This window comes from Sphingobium sp. TCM1 (genome assembly GCF_001650725.1).
In the GTDB taxonomy this organism is placed as follows: Bacteria; Pseudomonadota; Alphaproteobacteria; order Sphingomonadales; family Sphingomonadaceae; genus Sphingobium.
On record NZ_LXVX01000008.1, the window covers coordinates 37,789 to 63,430 of the forward strand.

24 protein-coding genes are annotated in these 25,642 nt (G+C 64.7%); 9 read left to right on the forward strand and 15 right to left on the reverse strand.

Going from position 1 to position 25,642, the window contains the following annotated elements; all coding sequences use genetic code 11:
• Positions 1–122: 122 nt before the first annotated feature.
• The 7 genes from A7Q26_RS06815 to miaA all read right to left on the reverse strand — a co-directional run bounded on the left by A7Q26_RS06815 (position 123) and on the right by miaA (position 6,362).
• A complete protein-coding gene (locus tag A7Q26_RS06815; RefSeq protein ID WP_232313707.1) occupies positions 123–737 on the reverse strand; it encodes a YceI family protein in 615 nt (204 codons plus the stop codon).
• Between the two features lie 3 nt (positions 738–740).
• On the reverse strand, positions 741–1,358 hold the full coding sequence (locus A7Q26_RS06820) for a YceI family protein (RefSeq protein ID WP_066858507.1): 618 nt from the start codon (positions 1,356–1,358) through the stop codon (positions 741–743).
• A gap of 113 nt (positions 1,359–1,471) precedes the next feature.
• Positions 1,472–2,491 (reverse strand): ketol-acid reductoisomerase, encoded by a 1,020-nt coding sequence (gene ilvC, locus A7Q26_RS06825; RefSeq protein WP_066858510.1) that lies wholly within the window; start codon positions 2,489–2,491, stop codon positions 1,472–1,474.
• 179 nt (positions 2,492–2,670) lie between these two features.
• Positions 2,671–3,186 carry an acetolactate synthase small subunit gene (ilvN, locus tag A7Q26_RS06830; RefSeq protein WP_066858513.1) on the reverse strand — a complete coding sequence of 172 codons (516 nt, stop codon included), beginning with the start codon at positions 3,184–3,186 and terminating at the stop codon, positions 2,671–2,673.
• Positions 3,186–3,542, reverse strand: coding sequence for a hypothetical protein (locus A7Q26_RS06835; RefSeq protein ID WP_066858516.1), 357 nt, complete (start codon positions 3,540–3,542; stop codon positions 3,186–3,188). Before A7Q26_RS06835 ends, ilvN begins: the two co-directional genes overlap by 1 nt.
• 10 nt (positions 3,543–3,552) lie before the next feature.
• Positions 3,553–5,304 carry an acetolactate synthase 3 large subunit gene (locus A7Q26_RS06840; protein ID WP_066858519.1) on the reverse strand — a complete coding sequence of 584 codons (1,752 nt, stop codon included), beginning with the start codon at positions 5,302–5,304 and terminating at the stop codon, positions 3,553–3,555.
• A 101-nt stretch (positions 5,305–5,405) separates the two neighbouring features.
• Positions 5,406–6,362 (reverse strand): tRNA (adenosine(37)-N6)-dimethylallyltransferase MiaA, encoded by a 957-nt coding sequence (gene miaA, locus A7Q26_RS06845; RefSeq protein ID WP_066858522.1) that lies wholly within the window; start codon positions 6,360–6,362, stop codon positions 5,406–5,408.
• On the opposite strand from miaA, the gene serB reads away from it, so the two are divergent.
• The 3 genes from serB to A7Q26_RS06860 all read left to right on the forward strand — a co-directional run bounded on the left by serB (position 6,361) and on the right by A7Q26_RS06860 (position 9,201).
• Complete coding sequence (serB, locus tag A7Q26_RS06850; protein WP_066858525.1) at positions 6,361–7,239, forward strand: phosphoserine phosphatase SerB; 879 nt, start codon at positions 6,361–6,363, stop codon at positions 7,237–7,239. The two genes, miaA and serB, sit on opposite strands and share 2 nt — an antisense overlap.
• Before the next feature lie 151 nt (positions 7,240–7,390).
• The gene (locus A7Q26_RS06855; RefSeq protein WP_066858528.1) at positions 7,391–7,645 is read left to right on the forward strand and encodes a hypothetical protein; all 255 of its coding nucleotides are present in this window, start codon (positions 7,391–7,393) and stop codon (positions 7,643–7,645) included.
• A gap of 68 nt (positions 7,646–7,713) precedes the next feature.
• Positions 7,714–9,201 (forward strand): L,D-transpeptidase family protein, encoded by a 1,488-nt coding sequence (locus A7Q26_RS06860; RefSeq protein ID WP_066858531.1) that lies wholly within the window; start codon positions 7,714–7,716, stop codon positions 9,199–9,201.
• Positions 9,202–9,210: 9 nt separating this feature from the next.
• On the opposite strand, the gene A7Q26_RS06865 is transcribed toward A7Q26_RS06860, so the two are convergent.
• Positions 9,211–9,960, reverse strand: coding sequence for a MauE/DoxX family redox-associated membrane protein (locus A7Q26_RS06865; protein WP_066858535.1), 750 nt, complete (start codon positions 9,958–9,960; stop codon positions 9,211–9,213).
• Positions 9,961–10,026: 66 nt separating this feature from the next.
• Here A7Q26_RS06865 and A7Q26_RS06870 point away from each other — a divergent pair, with 66 nt between their 5' ends.
• Complete coding sequence (locus A7Q26_RS06870; protein WP_066858539.1) at positions 10,027–10,410, forward strand: MerR family transcriptional regulator; 384 nt, start codon at positions 10,027–10,029, stop codon at positions 10,408–10,410.
• Between the two features lie 37 nt (positions 10,411–10,447).
• On the opposite strand, the gene A7Q26_RS06875 is transcribed toward A7Q26_RS06870, so the two are convergent.
• From A7Q26_RS06875 to A7Q26_RS06885, 3 genes are all read right to left on the reverse strand, one after another.
• Positions 10,448–10,849: a Rap1a/Tai family immunity protein gene (locus tag A7Q26_RS06875; RefSeq protein WP_066858542.1), complete on the reverse strand. Its 402-nt coding sequence runs from the start codon at positions 10,847–10,849 to the stop codon at positions 10,448–10,450.
• 87 nt (positions 10,850–10,936) lie between these two features.
• Complete coding sequence (gene ruvX / locus A7Q26_RS06880; protein WP_198162865.1) at positions 10,937–11,404, reverse strand: Holliday junction resolvase RuvX; 468 nt, start codon at positions 11,402–11,404, stop codon at positions 10,937–10,939.
• A 36-nt stretch (positions 11,405–11,440) separates the two neighbouring features.
• The gene (locus A7Q26_RS06885) at positions 11,441–12,559 is read right to left on the reverse strand and encodes a DUF3089 domain-containing protein (protein WP_066858548.1); all 1,119 of its coding nucleotides are present in this window, start codon (positions 12,557–12,559) and stop codon (positions 11,441–11,443) included.
• A gap of 105 nt (positions 12,560–12,664) precedes the next feature.
• On the opposite strand from A7Q26_RS06885, the gene gatC reads away from it, so the two are divergent.
• Genes gatC through A7Q26_RS06905 form a run of 4 tightly spaced genes read left to right on the forward strand, consistent with a single transcriptional unit; the run spans position 12,665 to position 16,879 of the window.
• On the forward strand, positions 12,665–12,952 hold the full coding sequence (gatC, locus tag A7Q26_RS06890) for an Asp-tRNA(Asn)/Glu-tRNA(Gln) amidotransferase subunit GatC (RefSeq protein WP_066858551.1): 288 nt from the start codon (positions 12,665–12,667) through the stop codon (positions 12,950–12,952).
• Entirely contained in the window at positions 12,952–14,436 is a 1,485-nt protein-coding gene (gatA, locus tag A7Q26_RS06895; RefSeq protein ID WP_066858555.1) for an Asp-tRNA(Asn)/Glu-tRNA(Gln) amidotransferase subunit GatA, read from the forward strand. Before gatC ends, gatA begins: the two co-directional genes overlap by 1 nt.
• A gap of 1 nt (position 14,437) precedes the next feature.
• Complete coding sequence (gene gatB, locus A7Q26_RS06900; protein WP_066858558.1) at positions 14,438–15,940, forward strand: Asp-tRNA(Asn)/Glu-tRNA(Gln) amidotransferase subunit GatB; 1,503 nt, start codon at positions 14,438–14,440, stop codon at positions 15,938–15,940.
• A 51-nt stretch (positions 15,941–15,991) separates the two neighbouring features.
• A complete protein-coding gene (locus A7Q26_RS06905) occupies positions 15,992–16,879 on the forward strand; it encodes a hypothetical protein (protein WP_198162861.1) in 888 nt (295 codons plus the stop codon).
• A gap of 147 nt (positions 16,880–17,026) precedes the next feature.
• On the opposite strand, the gene A7Q26_RS06910 is transcribed toward A7Q26_RS06905, so the two are convergent.
• From A7Q26_RS06910 to A7Q26_RS06925, 4 genes are all read right to left on the reverse strand, one after another.
• Positions 17,027–20,242: an autotransporter outer membrane beta-barrel domain-containing protein gene (locus A7Q26_RS06910; protein WP_066858565.1), complete on the reverse strand. Its 3,216-nt coding sequence runs from the start codon at positions 20,240–20,242 to the stop codon at positions 17,027–17,029.
• 99 nt (positions 20,243–20,341) lie between these two features.
• Positions 20,342–22,774 (reverse strand): TonB-dependent receptor domain-containing protein, encoded by a 2,433-nt coding sequence (locus A7Q26_RS06915; RefSeq protein ID WP_066858568.1) that lies wholly within the window; start codon positions 22,772–22,774, stop codon positions 20,342–20,344.
• Positions 22,758–23,699, reverse strand: a complete 942-nt coding sequence (locus A7Q26_RS06920) for a FecR family protein (protein WP_066858680.1) — start codon at positions 23,697–23,699, stop codon at positions 22,758–22,760. Before A7Q26_RS06920 ends, A7Q26_RS06915 begins: the two co-directional genes overlap by 17 nt.
• A gap of 55 nt (positions 23,700–23,754) precedes the next feature.
• Positions 23,755–24,267, reverse strand: a complete 513-nt coding sequence (locus A7Q26_RS06925) for an RNA polymerase sigma factor (protein WP_066858677.1) — start codon at positions 24,265–24,267, stop codon at positions 23,755–23,757.
• Positions 24,268–24,404: 137 nt separating this feature from the next.
• Here A7Q26_RS06925 and A7Q26_RS06930 point away from each other — a divergent pair, with 137 nt between their 5' ends.
• Positions 24,405–25,601: a serine hydrolase domain-containing protein gene (locus A7Q26_RS06930; protein WP_066858570.1), complete on the forward strand. Its 1,197-nt coding sequence runs from the start codon at positions 24,405–24,407 to the stop codon at positions 25,599–25,601.
• Positions 25,602–25,642 lie beyond the last annotated feature (41 nt).

Consider the following 25,642-nt stretch of genomic DNA (forward strand, 5'->3'; position numbering starts at 1 on the left):
CACAAAAGCCACGCCTAAGGGCGTGTAAGTCGTAGCAGGGTAAGAAGCGCGCGGCTCTGCATGATGCGTCCCCATAACCCTTTTCGAGGGTCAGGGTAAAGATGATTCTTGCAGAAGGCCTTTCAGGAGCGACGGAAGATTGCGTCGATGGCGAGGTCGACGCGGTCGGAAACGAACGGGCGTCCGAAACCCATGCCGAACTGGCTGCGCTCGACCGAGGTCGTCCCGGCGAAGTGCAGCACCGACAGGCCGGGCGCCTCATCCGGCGTCACGCCGACCAGCCGGACGGAGAGGGTGATCGGGTGGCTTTGGCCATGCATGGTCAATTCGCCCGAAATCGACGTCGTCGCAACGCTGCTGGCGAGCGGTGCGTCCTGCGCGGTGAAGCGGATGGTCGGGAAGCGAGCCATGTCGAAGAAGCTCTCGCCCTTCAGCATCGCGTCGGTCGATGCGTCGCCGGTGGTCAGCTTTTCGACCGGGAACCGGATGTCGATGGCGGCGCGGCCAGGCAGTGCGGCGTCGATCACGACAGCGCCTTCGGGATCAACGAAATCACCCTCATAGCTGCCGATCAGCGCCTTAACATGAAAATGAACCTTGGTCGCGGCGCCATCCACCTGATAGCGGCCGGGCACGTAAAGCGCCGCCTGTGCCGGAGGCGCGGGCGGCGGCGTGGCCGCTGCCGGCACAAGCATCATCATGCCTAGAAGCAGGATTGCCTGTGCCGGCAGACGCATGATTTATTGCTTCTCGAAACCGGCGATGATCTTCAACTCGATCGCGTCGCCGACCATCGGGACGCCATAGCTCATGTTGAAATCGCTGCGTTTGATCGTCGCGGTGGCGATGAAACCGATATTTTCCTTCTTGCTCATCGGCTGAATGCCCGCACCGTAAAATTCGGCGTCCAGCGTCACGGGCTTGGTCACGCCCTTGATGGTAAGATTGCCGGTGATCTCGGCCCCGGTCGCCCCTTCGGGCTTGACGGCAGTCGAAACGAAGGTCGCGGTGGGAAATTTGGCGGCATCGAAGAAATCCGCCGTCATCAGATGCTCGTCCAGCTTGGGCACACCGGTCCGCAGCTTGGCGACCGTGAATTCGACAGAAACCTTCGAAGCCGCAGGATTTGCCTTGTCGAGGGTCAGCGTGCCGGTCGGTTCGGCGATCGTACCCATATTGTTGGTGAAGCCCATATGATCCCAGGCGAAGACGACCTGGCTGTGGCCGCCATCGACCTTGTATGTGCCTCCCGTGACTTTCGCGACGTCCTTGCTGCCGGGGGCGGGCATCTGGGCAATCAGGGCAGTGCCGCCGGCAATGGCGACAAGGGCGGCGGCAGGGATCAGAAATTTGCGCATGAGAATGGTCTCCGAAAAACGCTCAAGGGGCGCCGCAACAATATGCGGCGCCCCTCGATTGTTCCAGAGGCGTAACCGGAAACGGATCGTTCCGGTTATGCTGCCGGACTGGCTCAGTTCTTGTCCTGATCCACCAGCTTGTTGGCGCTGATCCAGGGCATCATCGCGCGCAGCTTGGCCCCGGTTTCCTCGATCGGATGACGCTGGGCGGCGATGCGGCTGGCCTTGAGTTCCGGCTGGCCTGCGCGGTTGTCGAGGACGAAGTCCTTGACGAAGCGGCCCGACTGGATGTCGGCCAGCACGCGCTTCATTTCCTTCTTGGTCTCTTCGGTAATGATGCGCGGCCCGGTCTTGATGTCGCCATATTCGGCGGTGTTCGAGATCGAATAACGCATGGTGGCGATGCCGCCTTCATACATCAGGTCGACGATCAGCTTCAGTTCGTGGAGGCATTCGAAATAGGCCATTTCCGGCGAATAGCCGGCTTCCACCAGCGTTTCGAAGCCGGCCTGGACCAGCGCGGTGGTGCCACCGCACAGCACGGCCTGCTCGCCGAACAGGTCGGTTTCGCATTCTTCGCGGAAGTTGGTTTCGATGATACCCGAACGGCCGCCACCGACGCCCGACGCGTAGGAGAGGGCGATGTCATGCGCGTTGCCGGTGGCATCCTGATGGACGGCGATCAGGCAGGGCACGCCGCCGCCGCGGACATATTCGCCGCGCACGGTATGACCCGGCCCCTTGGGCGCGATCATGATGACGTCGACGTCGGCGCGCGGTTCGATCAGGCCGAAATGGACGTTGAGGCCATGGGCGAAGGCCAGCGCCGCGCCGGGCCGCAGATTGGCGTGAATGTCGGCGGCGTAGATCGCGGCCTGATGCTCGTCAGGGGCGAGGATCATGAGGACGTCGGCCCATGCGGCGGCTTCGGCATTGGGCAGAACCTTGAAGCCTGCGCCTTCGGCCTTCTTCGCGCTCGGCGAACCGGCGCGCAGCGCGATGCAGACTTCCGCGACGCCCGAGTCACGCAGGTTCTGCGCATGGGCATGGCCCTGCGAACCATAGCCCAGAATGGCGACCTTCTTGCCCTTGATCAGGCCGATGTCCGCGTCGCGATCGTAGTAAACCTTCATGTGACGTTCCTTCTTTCAGTCCGATTGGCGCCTTGCGGAGCCGAGATTTGCGGTGAGGGGGAACCACCCGCGCGCGGGGCAGGGGTTTGCCCTCGCCCTCCCATCGCCATGCGATGTCGAAAAGAGGCGCGTGACTCTTTTCGACCTCCCTCTCCCACGAGGGGAAAGGGGCAATTTCTTCAGTTCGGCTCCTTGCCGCGGATCAGGCCGACGACGCCGGTGCGGCCGACCTCGACCAGGCCGATCTGCCGCATCAGGCCGACGAAATTATCGACCTTTTCGGTCGTGCCGGTAATTTCAAAGATGAAGCTTTCGATCGTGGTGTCGACCACCTTGGCCCGGAACACGTCAGCCAGGCGCAGCGCCTCGATCCGGTCCTCGCCCGTGCCGGCGACCTTCACCAGCGCCAGCTCGCGCTCGACAAAGGGACCGTTCTCGGTCAGGTCGGTCACCTTGTGGACCGGCACCAGCCGGTCGAGCTGGGCGATGATCTGGTCGATCACCTTGGGCGGGCCGCTGGTGACGATGGTGATGCGGCTGATCGCATGGTCGTCGGTGATGTCCGCCACGGTCAGGCTGTCGATATTATAGCCGCGCGCGGTGAACAGGCCCGCGATGCGCGCCAATATGCCGGCCTCGTTGGAAACGGTCAGCGACAGGACGTGCCGCTGGCTCAGTTCTTCCTGGATATGCATCAGATGGTCGTCCCGCTGTCCTGGTCTTCGCGCCTGACCTTGTCTGGGCGCTGCGAAATCGTGGCGGCGAAGGCGAACTGCCAGTCACCGTCGAGGCGATGGGCAAGGCGTACCGGAAAGCCCGTCACCGTGTCGAACATCCGGTCCAGTCGTTCGCCGACATAGCGGGGACCGGCCAGCAGGGTGCCGATATGCCGCTTGTTGAAATCGAACCCCTGGTCCAGATGCACTTCCCATTCCCCATTGTCCGGATCGACATGGTCGACGGTCCAGCCGGTCAGTTCGGCGGTCCCCGCGACCCTCTCGAAATCCCATGGCTCCGTCACATGGATACGGAGCTTCAGATGTTGCGTCACATCCGTGCCTTCACACCAGCGCCTTCGCCTCGTCCGACATCACGCCTTCGATCTGGTTGGGATCGAGGAGCATCTCGGTATGGGCCGCGCCCGACGGAATCATCGGGAAGCAGTTGCTGAGCTTCGCCACGCGGCAATCGACGATCACCGGGCCGTCGGTTTCCAGCATCTGGCGGATGCCGGCTTCCAGTTCCTGCGGTCCCTCGATCCGGATGCCGGTCCAGCCATAGGCTTCGCCCAGCTTCACGAAGTCGGGCAGGCTGTCGGAATAGCTGTTGGAATAACGACTTTCATAGGTCAGTTCCTGCCACTGGCGGACCATCCCCATATATTCATTGTTGAGGATGAAGATCTTGACCGGCAGGCGATATTGGGTCGCGGTCCCCATTTCCTGGATGTTCATCTGGATCGAAGCGTCGCCGGCGATGCAGATGCTGATGCTGTCGGGATTGCCCATCTGCGCGCCGATTGCGGCGGGGAACCCATAGCCCATGGTGCCGAGACCGCCCGAGGTCAGCCATTTGTTGGGCGCCTCGAACCCGAAATGCTGGGCCGCCCACATCTGGTGTTGGCCGACTTCGGTGGTGATGATGACGTCCTTGCCGGTGGCCTGACACGCCTTGTACAGATCGGCGATCGCCCGCTGGGGCATGATCTCGGCGCCGCTCTCGACATAGTCCAGGCTCTTGCGCGCGCGCCAGCCGGCGATCCGCGCCCACCATTCGGACAGGTCCGCCTTATGGTGGTCGCGCTGTTTCCAAAGCGCGATCATATCTTCCAGCGCGCTGGCGACGTCGGCGACCACTGCGACATCGACATCGACGATCTTGTTGATCGAGCTGCGGTCGATGTCGATATGCACTTTCTTGCTATTGGGGGCGAACGCGTCGAGCCGGCCGGTGACGCGGTCGTCGAAGCGCGCGCCGACGCACAGGATCAGGTCGGCCTGGTTCATCGCCCAATTGGCTTCATAGGTGCCGTGCATCCCCAGCATCCCGACCCACTGGTCGGACGAGGCGGGGAAGGCGCCCAGGCCCATCAGTGTCGAGGTCACGGGCGCACCGGTCAGCGCCGCCAGTTCGCGCAGCAATGCGCTGGCCTGCGGACCGCTATTGATGACGCCGCCGCCGGTGTAGAGGATCGGGCGCTCGGCCGCGGCCAGCATCTCGACCGCTGCGTCGATTGCGGCGGCGTCCCCCTTGGTCTGCGGATGATAGCTGGCGTGGACCTTGAGTTCCGGCCTCGCATAGGGCGCGGTCGCGATCTGGACATTCTTGGGAATGTCCACGACGACCGGGCCGGGGCGGCCGGTGGTGGCGATATGGAAGGCCTCATGAACGACCTCGGCCAGGCGGCCGGGTGTCTTCACCAGATAATTATGCTTGGTGCAGTGGCGCGTGATGCCGACCGTGTCAGCTTCCTGAAAAGCGTCGGTGCCGATCAGCTGCGTGGGGACCTGTCCGGTGATGACGACCATGGGGATCGAATCGAGCAGCGCATCGGTGATGCCGGTGACGGCATTGGTCGCGCCGGGGCCGGACGTGACCAGCACGACGCCGGGCTTGCCGGTGGAGCGGGCATAGCCCTCCGCCATGTGGGTCGCGCCCTGTTCGTGGCGGACGAGCACATGCTTGATCGTGGGATGATTGTAGAGCGCGTCATAGATGGGCAGCACAGCGCCGCCCGGATAGCCGAACACGACTTCGACGCCCAGATCGACCAGGCATTCGACCAATATGTCCGCGCCGCTCTTTTCGGCCACGATGTTACTCCTCCGTTGATGCAAGGGGGCGTGCTTTGCGCCCAAGCGCCTTTAATGGCAAGGCGCCTGCCTCTAGTGGACAGAAAATGACGGGTCAACCCCTAATGTTGTAATTTAATTGCTAATTCACCGATAATTTTATCATCTATTTCGCGCTCTTCGCGCGGCCAACTCTGTGGGGGCTGGTTGGTGAACCAGGTATATTGCCGCTTGGCATATTGGCGCGTGGCCAGGCTGCCTTTTGCGATACAAGTGTCCATGTCGCTGTCGCCTTTCAGCAAGGCTGCGATTTCCGGCACCCCGATCGCCCGCATCACCGGCAGGTCCGGGTTGAGCTGGCGGGCGAGCAGCGCTGACACTTCCGGGATCGCGCCGCCCTCCACCATCTGGACGAAACGCCGGTCGCAACGCTCGATCAGCCAGTCGCGCGGCGGCCGCAGGATCATCGGCACCAGGCTGACACGGTCGCCGATGCCGCCTTCCTTATGCTGCTGCCAGGTCTTGAGCGGGATGCCGGTCGATCGCACCACTTCCAGCGCACGAGCGACGCGCGTGGTATCGGCAGGCGCAAGCCGGGCGGCAGCTTCCGGATCTTCGCGGGTCAGGGCGGCGTGGGCGTCCGCAACGGCCAGCGCGCGGACGGCGGTGCGTATGTCGGGGTCGATCTCCGGCACCGGGGCGATGCCGTCGAGCAGGGTGCGGATATAGAGGCCGGTGCCGCCGACCAGCACAGGCAGCCTGCCGGCGGCATGGGCCGCGGCGATCTCCGCCTTCGCCTCGGCTGCCCAGCGTGGCGCGGTGCAGGCCTCCGCCCCGTCGATATGGCCGAACAGGCGATGCGGCACGTCACCCATTTCCTCTGGCGAGGGGCGTGCTGACAGGATGGCCAGATCGGCATAGACCTGACTGGCGTCGGCATTGATGACGACGCCATCGGTCGCTTTGGCCAGGCGACAGGCCAGCGCGCTCTTGCCGCTGGCGGTCGGCCCGGCAATAAGCGCGACCCGTGGGCGGGATTCGCCCCGGCCGGTTTCGGGATTTGGTGCAGGAGTGTTCATGTTCGTCGCGACCTTAGTGGCAAGTGGCTCGATCGGGCAGGGGGATATTTCCGAAGCCGCCGACCGACTGCGTGATGCCGGCTGCCGGCCGGGGGAAACGGCCTGGCTCGACCGCGACAAGGCAGCCGACCTCTTGTTCGCGGCCGATCCGGTCCAGGCCCGCGCGGCGCTGACCGACTGGGGGCAGGGCGTGGACGTCATCGTTCAGCCGGTCGCCAACCGCGAGAAGAAGCTGCTGATCGCCGACATGGATTCGACCATGATCACGGTCGAATGCATCGATGAGCTGGCCGACTATGCGGGGATCAAGCCGCAGATTGCCGAAATTACAGAGCGGGCGATGCGAGGCGAACTGGATTTCGCGGGCGCGTTGCACGGCCGGGTCGCGCTGCTCAAGGGGCTGGCGGACAGCGCCATCGACCAGTGTCGCGACGAGCGCGTCGTCATCATGGGGGGGGCCAGGGCGCTGGTCCGCACGATGAAGGCGCGTGGCGCCAAGACCCTGCTGGTGTCCGGCGGCTTCACCCGCTTCACCGGCCCGGTGGCCGAGGAGATCGGCTTCGATGCGGCGGTGGCCAATGAGTTGGAGATTGCGGACGGCGCGTTGCTGGGAACGGTGACTACGCCGATCGTCGATGCGGCGCGCAAGCGGGCGGAGCTGGAAGCGGCGATCGCCGGTGGCATCGATCGCGCGCTGACGCTGGCGGTCGGGGACGGCGCCAATGACATTCCGATGATCGAGGGGGCGGGGCTGGGGGTCGCCTATCATGCCAAGCCCAAGACCCGCGCGGCCGCCGCAGCGGAGATCGTGCATGGCGATCTGTCGGTGCTGCTCTATGCGCAGGGTATCGCCTCGGCCGATTGGGTGACGCCCTAACGGACTGACGCTGTTAATGCACCATTTGCCGTCATTGCGGTCGGGTAATGGATTCGTTTCGCAACTTTAGACGTTGGCCCTCCGCCACCTTATGGTGGTGGGAGGTCTAACGGCGTCGGGCGGTTTTCCGTTCCGCGTCCAGGGAGAGTATATGCAATTCAAATCCATGGCATTGGCTGCTGCAGGGCTACTGGCTCTGAGCGCCTGCTCCAAGAATGAGGCCCCGGTCACGACGGCACCGCCGGTCGGCCCCGGCGCTATCGCCGGTACGGTGGCCGCCGATCGCGACGGCGACGGCATCATCGACGGCTATTATACGACCGATGGCATTTATCATGCGATCCAGGGGCCGCCCTGTCCCCCGCCGCCGCCCCCGCCACCGCCCCGTTCGGGAGAACGCGGCTGATCCATGCAGTTTTTCGGGCGCGGCATGTCCGCCGCGCCCCTTCGCTACGCGATTGCCTCATTCCCTGCCTGCTGATCGCTGCCGCGGTTCCCCAGGCAACGGTCGCGCAGCCTGACCTCGAACAGGCCGCAAAGTCGAGCATTGGGGCGGAAATCCGTGCCCAGTTGGGCGGGAAATACAAGGATTTCTACGCGCCACGCGGTTACTGGCCGCTCTGGCTGGAAAAGGGCCGGATCGGGTCGCAGGCAGATGCGCTGCTGGCGCTGATCGACCAGAGCGAAGCCGACGGGCTTGATCCCCGCGACTATGATCCGGGCGACTTGCGGCGCCTGATCGAGGAGGTGGACGCCAGTGACGATCCAAAGCTCCTGGCGCGCGCCGACCTGGCCTTGTCGCGCAGCTTTGCTCGCCTGGTTGCGGATATGCGCCGCCCGGCCAGGGGCGTGAAGATCCGCTATCTCGACAAGGAAGTCGAACCGCGCGATTCCGACCCGTCGGACATATTGCGGTCTGCTGCTCTGGCGCCGTCGCTCACGGATTATATCGCGACCGCCGGCTGGATGAGCCCCCTCTACATGAAGCTGCGGACCGCGCGGGCCGGCTATCTCAAGAAATGGGGTGGCCTGCCGGATGTCGCCGTGCCCGAAGGGGTGAAGATGCGACCGGGCGGCAAGGGGGCGGAGATCGGCATGTTGCGCCGTCGATTGGGGCTGGCCGACGGCATCACCTATGACAAGGGGCTGGCCGCAAAGGTGCGCGCCTTCCAGGCCGATCATGGCCTGAAGCCTGATGGCGTCGCGGGGGCGATGACGATTTCGGCGATCAACCAGGGGCCGGCGCGCTATGCGCGCCTGCTGTCCCTCAACCTGGAGCGCGCGCGGCTTCTGCCGGGACCGTGGACACGGCATGTGGTGGTCGACGCCGCCTCGGCGCGCCTTTGGTATTATAGCAAGGGCGCGCTGGACGGCACGATGAAGGTCGTCGCCGGGGCGAAGGAAACGCAGACGCCGCTGATGGCGGGCATGATCCGATACGCAACACTGAATCCCTATTGGAACATCCCGCCCGATCTTGTGGAGCGCAAGGTCGCGCCCAAAATCTTAAGCGGCGGGTCATTGCAAGGGATGGGATATGAAGCGCTGGCCGACTGGAGCGCTGATCCTGCGCCCTTGGCGCAGAGCGCGATCAACTGGGACGCGGTGGCGGCGGGCCGTCAGGAGGTGCGGGTGCGCCAGCTTCCGGGCGGCAACAATGCAATGGGGAAGGTCAAGTTCATGTTCCCGAACGATCTTGGCATCTACCTCCACGACACGCCGCAGCGCGACCTGTTCGCGAAGGCGGACCGCCATTTCAGCAATGGTTGTGTCCGGCTGGAGGATGCGCAGCGGCTGGGCCGCTGGTTCTTCGGCAGGATGCCGAGCACGGATGGCGAAAAGCCCGAACAGCATGTGCCCCTGCCTCAGCCGGTGCCGGTCTATCTGACCTATCTGACCGCTGTGCCGACCGCGCTCGGGGTTCAGTTCCTGCCCGATGTCTATGGGAGGGATGGAGAGTAGCCGGGCGGCTCAGTGGAGTCCCGCCATCATCCAAAGCGCCATCGCCACCATCATCACATTTTCGGTCAGCGAGACGAAGCCCAGCGGCACATTGCTGTTGCCGCCGACGCAGGCGCATTTGAGGTCTCGCTTCTCGATATAGACCGCCCTGAAGACCGACACCGCGCCGATGCCACCGATGAACAGCGCGACCGGGATGGACAGCCAGTCGAGCGCCCGCGTCAGCATCAGCACCCCCGCGCCCAGTTCCAGGAATGGATAGGCCGCGCCATAGGGCGGCAGGCGGCGGGCGAGCAGGTCATAGTTCAGGAACATGGTCGCGAACCTGTCGACATCCTGCAATTTGAGCATGGCGAGCAGCATCATCGCAATGGCGACGAAGCGCTCCAGCGCCATGAAGGAAACAAGCGGCAGGAAGGTCAGCCAGTTGACCGCCAGCGCGAGCAGCCCGGCGACAGCGAAGACCGCAAGCACCGGGACGTAGCTGGTCGCCTTGGGATCGCGGACCTTGAGGCCCAGGTGCCGGCGCAGATCGTCATGACCGCCTATTCGCTGGCCGTCGATGAAGATTTGCGGCGTGGTTGTCACGTCATGCTGTGTCTTGAACGCGTCGGTTTCCTCACGGCTCCGGAGCCAGTGATCGTCCACGACATAGCCACGGCGTTTGAGCAGCCAGCGCGCCTTCACCCCATAGGGGCAGGTATGGCCGGGCATCACCATACGATAGAGGCTGGCACTTTTGGGGGCAGGGCTGGTCATCGACGCATCCTTGGCTATGGGCGGATGCACCCCATATAGGGTCCGTACCATAGTACGGAGTCAAGTATGGCCATGACGATTTCTGGGCTGGCCCGTTCGGCCGGGGTGAATGTGGAAACGGTGCGCTATTACCAGCGTCGCGGATTGCTCGACATGCCCGAACGCGGGCCGGGGGTGCGCCGCTATGGCGAGGGAGACGTGCGGCGGCTGGCGTTCATCCGTTCGGCCCAGGGGGCGGGCTTTACCCTGGAGCAGATCGGTGAGCTGCTCCAGCTCGACGCCGGGCAGGACCGGGCGCGGGCGCGCGAACTGGCGGCGGAGCGGATCGTGGCGCTGGACGTCAGGATTGCGGAATTGCAGGCGGCGCGCGCCGCGCTGGAGCGGCTGGCGCGGCAATGCCATGCAAGCGAGGAAGGGCCTTGCCCGATCATCGCGGCGTTCGAGGGATAGGGGTGGGTGCGAGCGATCGGATAGGCTGTTGCTCCCTTCAGCGCTTCTTCCTGCTCGCCTTCTTCGACACCGGCTTGGTCGCGGGGCAAGGCCACGCCTTTCGGGTCGCAGCGAAGACCTGCGAGGATGCCGACTTGGCCCGGTCTATCGGGTTCTTGCCCAGATAGTCGACCGTGATGCTGCGCAACTGGCTTATCGTCACGTCGGCGGGGATGCAGCTTTTGAGCTTGTTCGCTTCCCGCGTCGTGTTGAACGCATCGACCGCGCCGCTGATATAGCCCACGCATTCGTAGGATTTCTCGAAGAAATCCTTTTCGGCCTTGTCGGTCGTGCAGACGGTATAGAGTTCGTCGCCCGAATAGAAACCGGCATAGGCCGCGTCCGGGGAAAGGGCGCCCGTCGCCAGGGCGGCGGCGTAGCGAAGAGTTCGGGGGCACATGGTCAAGTCTCTCCCTCCTTTCAGGCGATGGCGCGCTGCCGGAGACCCCGACTTGCCTCGGGGTGGCGCCGCGCGCCGACGAGGCGGCTATTCCAGCCCCGCCACCAGCCCGTCGATCGCGCCTTGCAGGATGTAGCTTGCCGCGAGCTTGTCTACCAGTTCGTCGCGACGGGCACGGCTGGCGTCGGCTTCGAGCAGAGTGCGGGTGACGGCCTGGGTCGACCAGCGTTCGTCCCAGAGCAGCACCGGATAGCCCAGCTCCGCGACATTATGGGCGAAGGCGCAGCTGGCCTGGCTGCGCGGTGAATTGGTGCCGTCGAGGTTGAGCGGCAGGCCGATGACGATGCCCTTCACCTGCTGCTGCTCGATGAAGGCGGCGAGGCCGACCTTGTCCTTGCTGAACTTGCCACGATTGACGGTGTAGGCAGGGCTGGCGATCGTCCAGGCGGCATCGCACAGGGCAAGGCCGATCGTCTTGGTGCCGACATCCATGCCGATCAGCCGGCCGCCTGCCGGCAGGGCTTCGCGAAAGGCGACGCGATCCGTTGTAACCAGCGTCATGGGCCAAAATCTCTCATGACCATGCCTCTGTCACTTCTTCAGGAAAGCCGCCAATCTTTTCTGCGCGTCCTGCCGCACGTTGCCCCAGAAGAGGCTGTAGTCATAGACATGGTAATTATTGCCGGGGAGCGTGAACGGCCCCATGTCGACAGGTTGCCCGATCATCAGCACGCCGCTGGTGTCACACCGCGCAGGGACGATGCCGGTGAGCAATGTGGGTGACTTGCCTTCCTCCCGCGCGTCGAGCGTGCCGCTGTTGGCGCTGGCCGGAGCGGCGCCGTTGAAGGCGCCGGTGATCGGATTGGTGCAGAGCATGTGCGTGCCCTTGCGTGGCTTTCCGGTATAGCCGGTCTTGCGTTCGAAACTTTCCACGACGGCAGACGGATCAGCCGGTTCGGCATAGCTTTGCCAACTGACGATGCAATGCGCCTGATCCTGTCGCGCACAGGCAGGCAGGCCGAGCGCGGGCAGATCCGCCTCCACCGAGACCGGCCAGCCCACGGCATATACGGCGGCGATGCGGTCGGCGACCGGCTTGCCCGCGACCTGGTCGCGCAACAGTTGCAACAGGTGGCGTGACCCCTGGCTGTGCCCGGCCAGTATCAGCGGGCCTGTGGGGTTGGCCTTCACGAAGGCGGCGAAGGCCTGCGCCACGTCACGATAGGCGGCGGCAAGCGCCTGATCGCCCTCCGGTTTGTCGGTGAGAAAGGCGCCATAATTGGCCTGGCGGTAGCGCGGTGCCCAGACGGTGCCGGCAGCGTTGAAGGCGCTGGCCTGGCTCATGACGAAGCGGCGGGCGGTGGCATCGGCGTCCTTGTCGTCCAGCAGGGCGTTCCAGTGTGCATCGCCGAAGGTCGTTATGTAGCTGGTCGGATGGATGAAGAAGATCGCGGCTTTCTGGGGCGCGTTGAGCGTGGTCACGCCGGCAGGCGTCCAGAGCGCGGGATTGTCCTTCTGGATGTCCGGACGGGCGATCCACATCGTCGCGTCGATATAGGCATCTTCGGGCAGTGGCTGCAACGCGGTGAAGGATTCGCGCGGCACCATCGCCATGCGGATCAGTTGCATTCCCCAGACGCGGTAGATCAGCAGCGCGGCGATCACCAGCACCACCAGCGCCACGATGACATAGAGGAATTTGCGCGCCACCCACACTCTCCGTAATTGTGCTGCTTGTCTGGCGCATGGCGTGGGCGTGCGCAAGGGGCGCTAAAGCCGCTTGAAGCGGACGGGCGCGGGTGGTAGCGGCGGCCCATGTCGATAGACCTTCAGACCGTAAAGAAGATCGCCAGCCTTTCGCGCATTTCGGTGACTGACGCCGAAGCCGAAGCGATGGTGCCGGAACTCAACAACATCCTTGGCTGGGTGGAGCAACTGGGCGAGGTGGACGTAACCGGCGTGCAGCCGATGACCGCCGTCATCCCCAACCATCAACGCCTGCGCGACGATGCCATCACCGATGGCAATGTGCGCGACAAGGTGCTGGCCAATGCGCCGCAGGCCGAACATGGCTTCTTCGCGGTGCCCAAGGTGATCGAATAATGACCAACCTTACTGATCTGACGGTCGCGGAAATCCGCGACGGCTTCCGCGCGGGTGACTTTTCGGCGCGCGAAGTGGCCGAGGCGTTCAATGCCAATGTCGCCGCAGCCAAGGCGCTCAACGCCTTCATCGTCGAAACGCCGGAAAAGGCGTTGGAAGCGGCCGATGCCGCCGACAAGGCGAAGGCGGCTGGCGAAGCGCTGAAGCCGCTTTCCGGCGTGCCGATCGGCATGAAGGATCTGTTCTGCACCGAAGGCGTGCAGACGACTGCCGCCAGCCACATGCTGGAAGGCTTCGTGCCGACATACGAGTCCACGGTGTCGAAGAAGCTGTGGGACGCTGGCGCGGGAATGCTCGGCAAGCTGAACCTCGACCAGTTCGCCATGGGGTCGTCGAACGAGACGAGCTATTTTGGCAATGTCATCTCGCCCTGGCGGCGCAATGACGGCGGCAATGCCGCGCTGGCTCCGGGGGGATCTTCGGGTGGCTCGTCCTCGGCCATTTCCGCGCGGCTCTGCCCGGCGGCGACCGGCACCGACACCGGCGGCTCGATCCGCCAGCCTGCCGCCTTCACCGGCATCAGCGGCATCAAGCCGACCTATGGCCGCTGCTCGCGCTGGGGTATCGTCGCCTTCGCCTCGTCGCTGGACCAGGCCGGGCCGATGGCGCGGACGGTGCGCGACAATGCGATCCTGCTGGAGGCGATGTCGGGCTTCGATCCCAAGGATTCGACCAGCCTCGATCTGGCCGTGCCCCAGTGGGAAGCCGGTCTGTCGAGCGATCTCAAGGGCAAGAAGGTCGGTATCCCCAAGGAATATCGCCCCGATGGCCTGAACGAAGAAATCTCCGCCATGTGGGATCGCGGGATCGAATGGCTGAAGGATGCGGGTGCCGAGGTGGTCGAGGTGTCGCTGCCGCACACCAAATATGCGCTGCCGACCTATTATATCATTGCGCCTGCCGAAGCCTCGTCGAACCTCGCTCGCTATGACGGCGTGCGCTATGGTCAGCGCGACCTGCCCGATGGGGCCGGTTTGCAGGACATGTATGCCGCGACCCGCGCCGCCGGTTTCGGGCCGGAAGTGAAGCGCCGCATCATGATCGGCACCTATGTTCTGTCGGCGGGCTTCTATGACGCCTATTATACGCAGGCGCAGAAGGTCCGGGCGCTGATCGCGCGCGATTTCGAGCAGGCTTTTGAAAAGTGCGACCTGCTGCTGACGCCGACCGCGCCGAGCGCCTCCTTCGCGCTGGGCGAGAAGCAGGCCGATCCGCTTGCCATGTATCTGAACGACGTCTTCACTGTTCCCGCGTCGCTGGCGGGGCTGCCCGCTATGGCGGTGCCGGGCGGGCTGGATTCGGCCGGGCTGCCGATCGGATTGCAGATCATCGGCAAGGCGCTGGACGAGCAGACCGTGCTGAACGCGAGCCTCGCGATTGAAGAACGTGCGGGCTTCACGGCTCGTCCGGCCAAGTGGTGGTAATATGACTGAATCAACCTATCGCATCCAGGGTGCAACCGGCGAGTGGGAGGTCGTGATCGGCCTGGAAGTCCATGCGCAGGTGACGTCGAACGCGAAGCTCTTTTCGGGCGCGGCGACTGCGTTCGGCGCGGAGCCGAACACGCAGGTCAGTCTGGTGGACGCGGCCATGCCCGGCATGTTGCCCGTGCCGAACCGCGAGTGCATCCGCCAGGCGGTGCGAACCGGCATGGCGATCGACGCGCAGATCAACAAATGGTCGCGTTTCGACCGGAAAAACTACTTCTACGCCGATCTGCCGCAGGGCTATCAGATCAGCCAGCTCTATCACCCGATCGTGGGGGAAGGGCAGATCGAGATCGTGCTGGACGAGAAGAACCCGGAAGCCAGCACCAAGGTGATCGGCGTCGAGCGCATTCATGTCGAGCAGGATGCCGGCAAACTGATGCACGACCAGCATCCCACCCGCTCCTATGTCGACCTCAACCGGTCGGGCGTAGCGCTGATGGAGATCGTGTCGAAGCCGGACATGCGTTCGCCTGCGGAAGCGGGGGCTTATCTGTCGAAGCTGCGGACGATCCTGCGTTACGTCGGCTCGTGCGACGGCAATATGGACCAGGGGTCGATGCGCGCCGACGTGAACGTGTCGGTCCGCAAGCCCGGCCAGCCCTTCGGCACCCGAACCGAAACCAAGAACGTCAACTCGGTCCGCTTCGTCATGGCCGTGGTCGAGCATGAGGCGAGCCGTCAGGTCGACGTGCTGGAAGCGGGCGGAACGGTGGTCCAGGAAACGCGCCTCTACGATCCCGATCGCAACGAGACGCGCTCGATGCGGTCGAAGGAGGACGCGCATGACTATCGCTACTTCCCCGATCCCGACCTGCTGCCGCTGGAACTGGACGACGCCTTCCTCGAGGAATGTCGCCGGTCGCTGCCCGAACTGCCTGACGCCAAGCGGAAGCGCTATGAGCAGGATCTGGGGCTGAGCGCCTATAATGCCGCGACCCTCACGGCGGATGCCGATACCGCCCGCTGGTTCGAGGCGCTGCTGGCCGAAGGCGCGCGCATCCAGAAGAAGAGCGAGGGCGAAGTCGCCAAGGCATCGGCCAACTGGCTGCTGTCGGAACTTTATGGCGCGCTCAACCGCCTCGGCAAGTCGCTGGACGAAAGCCCGGTCGGCCCGGAAGAGGGCGCGGAATTGCTCGCCCTCGTCGCGGACGGCACGATCAGCGGCACCATCGCCAAGCAGGTTTTCGAGATCATGCTCGAAACCGGCGGCCGCGCGCCGGCGATCGTCGAGGAAAAGGGACTGAAGCAGACCAGCGACACCGGCGCGATCGAGGCAGCGGTCGCCGACGTGCTCGCCAGAAATGGCGACAAGGTCGAACAGTATAAGGCAGGCAAGGAAGCGCTGTTCGGCTTCTTCGTCGGCCAGACGATGAAAGCCATGCAGGGCAAGGCGAACCCGCAGGTGGTGAATGAGCTGGTGCGCAAGGCATTGAACTAAGCCATAGTCGATCCCGGAGGGGAACTCCGGGATCGACTATGGGGCGCGCGGATGAAGCGAGGGTTGTTGGCTGTGGGGTTATGCCTCATGGTTTCGATCGGGACGGCGGCCGACCTGGAAGCGGAAACGCTGACTAATAAAAATGTGGTCGATCTGGTGATGGCGGGGCTTGGCGACGAAGCCGTTATCGCCAAGGTCAGGGCTTCGACCGCCACCTATGATCTGGCGACGAACGATCTCATCATTTTGAAGAAAAGCGGCGTTTCCGGGTCGGTCATCGCTGCGATGATCGAAGCGGATGCAAGGGGCGGCGTGCCATCCAGGGCGGCGCTGTCGGCATATTCTGCAGATCCGTTGGTCCCGCATCCGTCTGGCCTCTACATGCTGGCGGACTGGCTTCCGCAGCCCAAAATGTTCCGCCTGGATCCCACGATTTCGAACCAGAGCAAGACCGGCGGTCTGCTCGGTTATGCGTTTACTGGCGGCATCGCGTCGCTCAGTATCAAGGCGGTCATCCCGAACGTAACGGCGCCCATCAAGGCAAACCGATCCCGCCCGACCTTCTATTTCTATTTCGACGAGGCCAACCGCGCGCCTTCTCAGCCGCCGGCCGGCTCGGTTTGGCTCTCGGGAGCGGCTTCCGCCGTCTCGTCGCCCAATGAGTTCACTTTGGTCAGCTTCGAGATCAAGAAGGATCGGCGCGAGACGAGGGTGGGGAGCATGAACCTGGCGGGAGCGAAGTCGGGCGTCATGGACAAGGATCGGATTGCATTCGTCTATGAGCAGATTGCGCCGGGCGTGTTCAAAGTGTCTCTCAAGGCGGACCTTCCGGCCGGCGAATATGGCTTCCTTTATGCCATCGGCGGCGGCACGGGGCCTGGGATGTGGAGCCGAGGTACCGGTGCTTCACGGATCTTCGATTTCTCGATTCAGCACTGAGTTCGCCAAAGCATAAGGGGCGCCGCCGGGGGCCGGCGACGCCCCTCTTTTATGCGCGGCGTCCCTGGGGAAGGACATCATGCCGCAGCGGAACAGGCGGACCGGGAGGGTCTGTGGGGTGTGGCCCGCCTGTTCATCCTCAAGACGTCACAGGACGAAATTAACCGTCGCCCTAAATGAGATGGCGACGTGATTTTGTTGTTCCTCCGCGCCGAACTCGCCGCCGATGCGGAACGTGTCGGTCCCGCCGTAGAGCCGCGCGCGGCCGGTCCAGCCGTTGGTACGGTCTTCGGCCACCAGGGTGAACTGATCGCCGCCTTTGAAATAGGCGATGGTGTCGCCAAGCGACCCGCCAATGATCTGGCGGCGGCCTCCTTCCAGTTCGACACGCAGCCAGCCATCCTCCCGTTTGAGGGCGCCAAAGTCATAGCCCGCCGTGATCGTGCCGCTGGCGGTCGCCTCATCGCTGTTGCGGCCGAGCACGGTCAGGTTGAACGCGTCGCCGCCCCCGGTTTCGGCATAACCATCCTCCTTGAGGCGATAATAGTCGAGGCCGACAGCGGGCCGCAGGCTGAGGCGGCCCATCTGGAACTGGTAGGAGGCGCCGGCCGTGGCGGAATAGAGCCTGCCGTTCCAACTGCCGTTGGCGGTGCGAGTGACGTCGCCATTCTCGAAATGGCGCGTACCCGCAAAGTTGATCGCCGCAGCGGACAGTCGGGCGAAGGCGAGCAGCGGACCCCATTGTCCGCGCCAGTGCGCCGCCAGTTCATATTGGTCGGAATCGACCGCATTGTTGGAGTTGCCACTGGAATCGCTGCCATGAATGTAGGCGAGCGAGCCACCGAAGGCGCCGAGATCGGTCAGATATTCCACGCCGCCGCCCGCGCCCCAGCCGTTGATGTCGTAGGAGGCGGTGCTGCCCACGCTCTTGGCGCTGCCGAAGGCGACCTGTTGCAGCCAGAAGCCGAGCCGGCCGTCCCGCGTGCGGTAGATGCCGTTGGGGTCGGACAGGATGCGCGCGGTCGCGCGCGACCCGGCCGTCACCGCTTCGAAGGTGCCACCGGCATGGTCCGGCAGCATCTGACGCAGGTTGGCGGTCAGCGTGCTGCCATCGGTGATGCCGAGATAGGCGTTGGCGATGTCGCTGTCATTGTCGAGGGCGTTGAAGATCGCCGAATAGGCGCGCGCCAGCGATCCGCTGAGCCCCAGTTCCGAAACGCTCTTCGCCGCCACCGAGAGGGTTACGGTACCGGCGCCGGTGTCGCTCGCCAGGCTGCCCTTGAACATATAGGGCAGCAGGGTGTCGGTATCCAGCGAGGGAGTGCCGTTGAGCGCGCCGGCGCGGACGATGACATAGTCGCCTTCCGATCCTGCGACCTGCGTCAGGTTGACCTTCACCTGCGACCCGCTGGCGAAGCTGGCGGCGCCCGTCACGTCATAGACCGTATGGGTGCCGGTGGCCGCGTCGATGGTGACGCCGATGGTGGAGGTGCCGCTGGCCGACAGCGAGGCGAGGCCGACGCTGCCGGTGTTGGTGGCGTTCAGCGTGCCGCCGTTCAGCACCACGGCGATGCCGCTGCTGTTGCTGATCGCGCCGGACAGGGAAGACGTGCCGCCCAGCGTCAACGTGCCGCTGCCGCCGCCGAAATCGACGCCGCCGGTGATGGCGGCGCTGTCTGCCAGCGTCAGCGTCGCATCCCCGGTGCCGAAGGTGACGTCGCCGGTCAGGCTGGAGGTGCCGGACAGTGACAGGTTGTCGTTGCCCGCGCCAAGGCTGAGGTCGCCGGTAATGGTGCCAGCGGATACCGTCACGATGTCATTGCCAGACCCCAAATAGATGTCGCCGGTGATCGCGGGTGCGCTGGCATCCGCGTCCGCCAGTGCCTGGGTCAGGGTGACGCCGCTGCTGTTGGCGCGGAGGTCGATCGCGGTGTTGGTCAGCCCGCCGGTCGCCCCGATCGCGCCGCTGTTGCTCAGGCGCGAAACGGTGCCCGAGGCATCGAGGATGGCTATTGCCGTCCCGTCCTCATCGTCCAGCGCCACAGCGCCGACGGTTCCGCTGACGACGATGCTGTCGACGCTCGCGCCAGCGTCGATCACCAGGCCCCGCGCTGCCGTGCCCGTGCTGGCGGACCCGGTGGCGCCGACCGTGCCGTTCACCTCGATCGTGCCGGTGCTTGCGCCCGATCCCAGGCGCAGAGCGGTCGCGTCGCTGTCGTAGGACACCGCTGCCACGGTGCCGTCCACCAAAATGCCGCTGGCGATGTCGACCGCGCCGCCCAGGCCACCGACGACCAGGCCGTTGGCGGCGACACCGTCATAGATGCCATAGCCGGCGATGCTGCCATTGATGACGAGGCCATAGCCCGAACTGTCGGTCGCTACCGAGCCGATGACGGTGTCGATATCGGCCGCACCCACCTGCACGGCCGCGGCCGAACCATAGGTCACGACCGAGGCAGTGCCTTCGCTGCTGTCGGTCAGGCCGTCGTCGTCGATGTCGGTATCATCTTCGTCGTCATCGTCGCTCGCCGTAGGCGGCACGTCGAAGATCACGCCAGCGCTGACATTGCCGGCAATCACCACGGCCGACCCGGCCTGCAGGAGGTCGTCGCCATCCAGGTCGGTGGTGTCGCTGGGACGGGTGGTGTAGCGATAACCAGTGCTGACGATGCTGCCCTGGATTTTCACCGCGCCGGTCACGTCGCCCAGCAGCGCGACGCCTACGCTGTTTCCGCCCACGGCAGTGACGGCGCCCTGCACTGTGACGTTGCCGGTAACATCGTTGGCCACGATGCCATAGCTGTTGTCGCCCGTGACGGATATGGTGCCGCTGTTGGATAGATTGCCGGTCAGTGCGCCGTCGAGACGGATGCCGGCGGATTCATTGCCCTCGATAGTGATGGTGCCGCTCTGGACGATATTGCCGACATGCGCCGCGCCGGACTGGACGCTGATGCCGTTCTTGCCCGATCCTTCGGCAAAGGCACCATCGGTGTCGTCGTCATCATCCTCGTCCTCGGCGGTGTAGTCCTCGGTCAGCGTGATGGTGCCGCTGTTGGTGATGTCGCCTGTTGTGCCTGGCGCGGCCAGGATAGCTGTTACGGCGTCGGCATCGTTGATGGTGATCGTACCGGCATTGGACACGTCATTGTTGCTGTCGACGGTCACTGCCGCGCCGCCGGTAACGGTGATCGATCCGGCGGAACTGATGGTGATGTCGTCTGCCGCGCCGCTGGCGACCGTTGAGGTCCTGACCGCTGTTGTCGTGGCGGTACTTATCGTGGTTTCAGCGGCCGCTTCAGCCACCGTCAGGGCTGCCAGCACGGGCGCGATGGCCGTGCAGGCCAGTAGATGTCGCATGATGTCTCCTCTGCGTGTCGCGCTGGATATTCTGTGCGCGCGTCGGCTTGGGACGACGCCGGACGGTGCATTCCGTCAGGCGATGCGATCAAGAAATGGTCAGAAGGCGAAGTCGATGCCGATCCGCACGGTTCGGGGGCGGAGCGGGGTATAATAGTCGGTCCGCAGGTCAAACGGCGTACCGAGCGAAAAGCGATTGCCGTTGCTGTCCAGCAAGTTGGTGAGCGACAGCGAATATTGCACCGGCCCGCGCGTCAGGCTGGCAGTCAGGCTGGTGTCGACATAGTCGCCCTGCGTCTGGCCGAGGATCGGACCGACGCCGAGGCGCGATTTGCCGACATAGCGGGCTGCGCCGTTCAGGTGAAAATCCATGTCATCTGCCAGCGGCGCGCGATAATCGAAGGCGATCCTGCCGCCAAGATTTGCGACGTTCGGCAGCGCGAGCGACCGTCCGTCATAGGAGAGGGCGCGAAGGAACTGGGCCGGCTGGCTGAGACGGCTGTCATTGTAGATGAAGCTGCCGTCGAGGCTGAGCGACGGCAGCGGTCGCACGAAGATGCGTCCTTCGAAGGTGTAGATGCGTCCGTCGCCGATGTTGGCGGTGGTAGGCAGGCCGATCCTGTCGGTGATGTCGGCCTGAATGTCGCGCCAGTCGGTATAGGCGAGATTGGCGCTGATCGCGACCCGATCGCGGCCCGGCGTACCTTTGCGGAAGCCCAACTCGAACGTGGAGATGCGGTCATTCCGGAAACGACGGACGCGTTGGTCATCGACCGCCAGCCCGCCGGGACGGAAGCCCTGCTGAAACTTGGCGTAAAGGGTAACGCCAGGAATGGCGTCGGTCAGAACGGACGCAGAAGGCAGGAAGATGGTCTCGCTGCGGTCGGCCTGCGCCTCGGCCCGGGCGAGGTCGGCGGAGGATAGGGCCGCGACCGGATCGAGCGCCTCGCCTGACAGACGGCTGTTGGTGAGCCGTCCGCCGATTGTGGCGATCAGCCCATCGGCCGGCTCGAACGAGGCTTCGCCGAACAGCGTCGCTTCCCTCACCCTGTTGCGCACGCCTGTTGCAGGAGCCGGGCGGCCCATGCCGTAGATGGGCACGCCCGGAATGACCGATGGCTGGACGCCGGCGCCATAGGATGTCAGCGAGCGGTGCAGGCGCGACGAACTCTCGAGATAGGAGCCGCCCAATATCCAGCCCAGGCCATTGTCGAGGTCGCGCACCAGCCGATTTTCCGTGGTGAAGATGTCCACTTCGTTGTTCTGGCGGAACAGGGCAGGCGCGCTGTCGGGTTGGGTCGCGTCGTAGCTTTCAGCCAGTTCGTGGCGGACATAGCCGGTCGAAGAGACGAGGCGCAGGCTATCCCATTGGCGTTCGATGCGGACGTTGCCGAGCAGGTAGTCCGAAAAATAGGGTTGTGCGACGGAAGAGGCGCGCTGAAGGCGCCCGACCGAGCGTGTCGCATATTGGGCGTCGTCGCCGCGGATATGTTGGTAAACGCCGTTGAGGTCGATGGTCCAGTCGTCGCCCGGCGCGAAGCGCAGTGCCGCGCGGCCCCCCCAGGTGCGTACACGGTTGACGTCGTCCTCGCTGCGGTCGACATCGTCGATATATCCGCCTTCCTGCACTCCGTAGCCGACTACGCGGAGCGCCAGCTTTTCTGCGACAATCGGCAGGTTGAGCGTGACGGAGGCATCGCCACCGGGATCGCCATGCTGGGTGGCGGAAAGGCCGGCGGACAGCTGCCCGCCATATTCGCCGAGATTGGGCGCGTTGGGCATGATGCGGATGATGCCGCCGAGCGATCCGGCGCCATAGAGCGTACCTTGCGGTCCCTCCAGCACCTCGACCCGGCCGACGTCGTAGAGTTTGAGGTCCGGATCGGGCGCGGCATAATTGAGGCGCATGTCGCCCAGATACTGGCCGGTTGTCGCCTGTGTCGGCCCGGCGAGAGCGGAATCGGCGATGGCGCGGATGAACAGCTTGTTGCGGCCATTGCCCGCGTGGGTGGAACTGAGGCTGGATATCCGCGCGAGCAGCGTTGCCGTGCCGTTCGCCGCTTCGCCACTCGTGAAGGCGCGATTGTCCAGCGCTTCCACCATGCCGGCATAGCGCGGCAGCGGCGTGTCACGCTTGGAGGCGGTGACGATGATCTCGGCGGGCGGCAGATCGGGCGCGAGTGCAGCCTGGACCGGTGCGGGCGACGCGGCGACCGGGGGCGGCGCGGGACGAATGCGGGTGATGCGCCAGGTGGTGGCGTCGATCCGCCGCGCGGTCGCGCCGGTGCCTTTCAGCAAGCGCCTGATCGCCTGTTCCACCGAGAGATGGCCCTCGATCCGGCCGGTCGCGACGCCGGCAAGGGACTGGTCGGACATGCCGATGCTGACGCCGGTCTGACGGCCGAGCGCGATCGCTGCCTCGCCCAGCCTGCCGGGAGCGATGCTGATAGTATGTCTGTCCGCCGCTTGCGCGGGCGTTGCGCTCGTTATGGCGAGGGCGGTGACGAGAAGAAGATCAGCTCTGCGGCTCATTTCCTTCCTTGAGCGGCCCTTCCTTCAGCAGCCATCCGTCACCCTGCCGCACGGCGGAAAGGCCCATCAGCGGCGCGGCTCCGGCAAAGAAGCGCGCGGCGTTCCTGTCGAGACGGATCGTGCCGGTGAAGCGGCTGGCTCCGGCTTGGGGCGTGAAGCGGACGGTGATGCCGAGCGAACGGGCGATGTCCTCGCTCACCTGCGTCACAGGTGCATTGGCATAGACCAGATTGCCCTGCCGCCAGCTGGCGACCGCGGCTGGGGCGATATCCATGACGCGCAGCCCCTGCGTGTCGTCCGTCAGCGCCCGTCCGGCGGGCAGGGCGATGGCCTCCGCCTGCGGATTGTAGATGACCTTGCCTTCGGACACGCCGATCCGGGTCGCGCCGCCAGCGTGGACGATGTTGAAGACCGTGCCGGCGTCCTCGAACACGACATCGCCTACCGTGACCCGGAAGGGATTGGCCGCATCATGGCGCACCGTGAATGCCGCTTCGCCGCTGTCGAGTGCGGCAAAACGCGCGTCCTTGTGATCGAGGCGCAGGCGGGTGCCGCCGTTCAGGTCGATCGTCGTGCCGTCGCCCAGCGCGATCGTGCGGGTTTCGCCAGGCCGGGTCGCGACGGTATAGATGTCGGACCGGTTCACCATGCCGACCGAGATCGCAGCAACCAGCGCCGCGGCGATCACGCCGCCGCCGACCCAGCGCCAGGGACGCCTGCCAGGTTCGACGTCGTTTGCGGCGACGGGCACCCCCACCGGATCGGGCGGGATAATCGCTTCCAGATCGGCATCGTCCGCCATCAGGGCGTCATAGGCTGCGGCATGGGCGGGATCGCGCTCCAGCCACAGGGTGAAGCCATCCCAGTCGTCAAATTGGGGATCACGCGTGCGGATCACCCACGCGAGCGCCTCCTGATTCATCATGGCTTCAGCCCCGTTCATTTTTTGCCCCTTGCAGAGCCTGACGCCGCCGACCCGCTCATTCCGTATCCATTTTCTGCTTGAGCGCGAGCATGGCACGATAGGCTTTTTGCAGATCCTTTTCGACCGTGGTCAGGCTGACGCCGAGTTCGGCCGCGATGACCTTCTGTCCGACCCCCTCTATACGGAACCGGCGGAACACCAATTCGACGCGCGGTCCGAGGTCGCGCAGCACGCCGCGTGCCTCCTTCAGCTTTTCGTTCAGGATCATGCGTTCGTCGATCGCGATGTCCTCGGCCGGATCGGCCATGACCCCGCCGGCACCTTCGGCCCAATCCTGTTCACGACGTTCGCGCCGGGTGGCGGATCGATAACGATCGAGCATCAGATTGTTGGCCATCCGGTAAAGATAGGGCAGCGGGTCGCTGACCGGGCCGAGATCCTTGGCCTCCAGCTTCATCCACATGTCCTGGAGCAGATCCTCGGCATCGTCACCCGCACCGCGCGCGCGCAGAAAGCGCAGCAGGGCGGGACGATTTGCCATGAATATTGCGGAAAGGCCGGTGGCCATGCCTGTCTTTGTCCAATGCGTGGCGATCAGGCGGGTTGCCATAGAGGGGAGGGTGGGGTCTTGGCAATCGGCAAGCTGTTTACCCGCGCGCACCGCTGTTCTAGCGGTCGTTAGAGATTGGCGGGAGCATGGGACGGATGACGGATGGTCTGGACAGGGTAGCGGCGCGAGCGGCGGGGATGGATCCGGACCGGCTGGCAGCGCTGGTGGACATGCTCGACCGGACCTATATCGCATCGGGCAAGCTGCCGCACATGCAGTTTTTGCTGTCGCGCGATGCGCAGCCGCTTCTTTCGGTGACGCGTGGCGCCGCCCGTGCAAACGGAGCCAGGCTGGAGAGGGACGCTCTCTACCGCATCGCGTCCATGACCAAGCCGGTCACCTCGGTCGCCTTCATGATGCTGGTGGATGAGGGGCGGGTCGCGCTCGATACACCGGTCGCCGACATCGTCCCCGAATTTGCGGAGCTGCGGGTCGGGCGGGCCAACCGCGCGCGGCCCGGCCGGCCCATGGCGATGATCGACCTGCTGCGCCATACGTCGGGCCTGACCTACGGCTTGCAACGCCAGACCCCGATCGACGCTCGCTATCGCAGGCTGGGCCTGGACGAGTTCCAGCAGAAGCGCACGTCGGACCAGTTCATCGCCGACCTGGCGACGCTGCCCCTGGAATTCTCACCAGGAGACAGATGGACCTATTCGGTATCGACCGACGTGCTGGGCGTGGTCGTAGAGCGGCTGAGCGGCCTCGACCTGGAAAGCTTTTTTCGCCGGCGTATCTTCGATCCGCTGGCTATGGCAGACACCAGCTTTCTTCTGCCTGAGGACAAGGCGCATCGGATGACCGACGCCTGGCGGCTGGCTGAGGGCGGTGGCCGGGCGATTGCCGATCATGGTGCGCGCAGCGGCTGGCGACGGCAGCGCTTCCTGTCGGGCGGAGGCGGCCTGGTGTCGTGCGCGGCCGACTATCACCGGTTCGCGCGCATGTTGCTGGGGGAGGGGGAACTGGATGGTAGGCGGCTGTTGAAGCCGGAGACGGTGGCGCTGATGCACGCCAATCATCTTCCCGGTGGCGGCGACCTTGCCAGCCTCTCGAGCGGAATGTTCAGCGAGGCGGACTATCAGGGCGTGGGCTTTGGCCTTGGCTTCGCCATGAACCTCGCCAGCGGTACCTATTATTGGGGCGGGGTGTTCTCGACCTATTTCTGGATCGATCCCGTCGAACGGCTGATCGGAATTTTCATGACGCAATTGCTGCCGTCGAGCGCCTATCCCGTGCGGGCGCAACTGCGACAAGGGGTGGCTGACGCCATTACCGAAAGGCGAGGGGTCTGACAGCGGCAGGACGGTCGTCCAGTTCTTCTTGTTGCACCGCA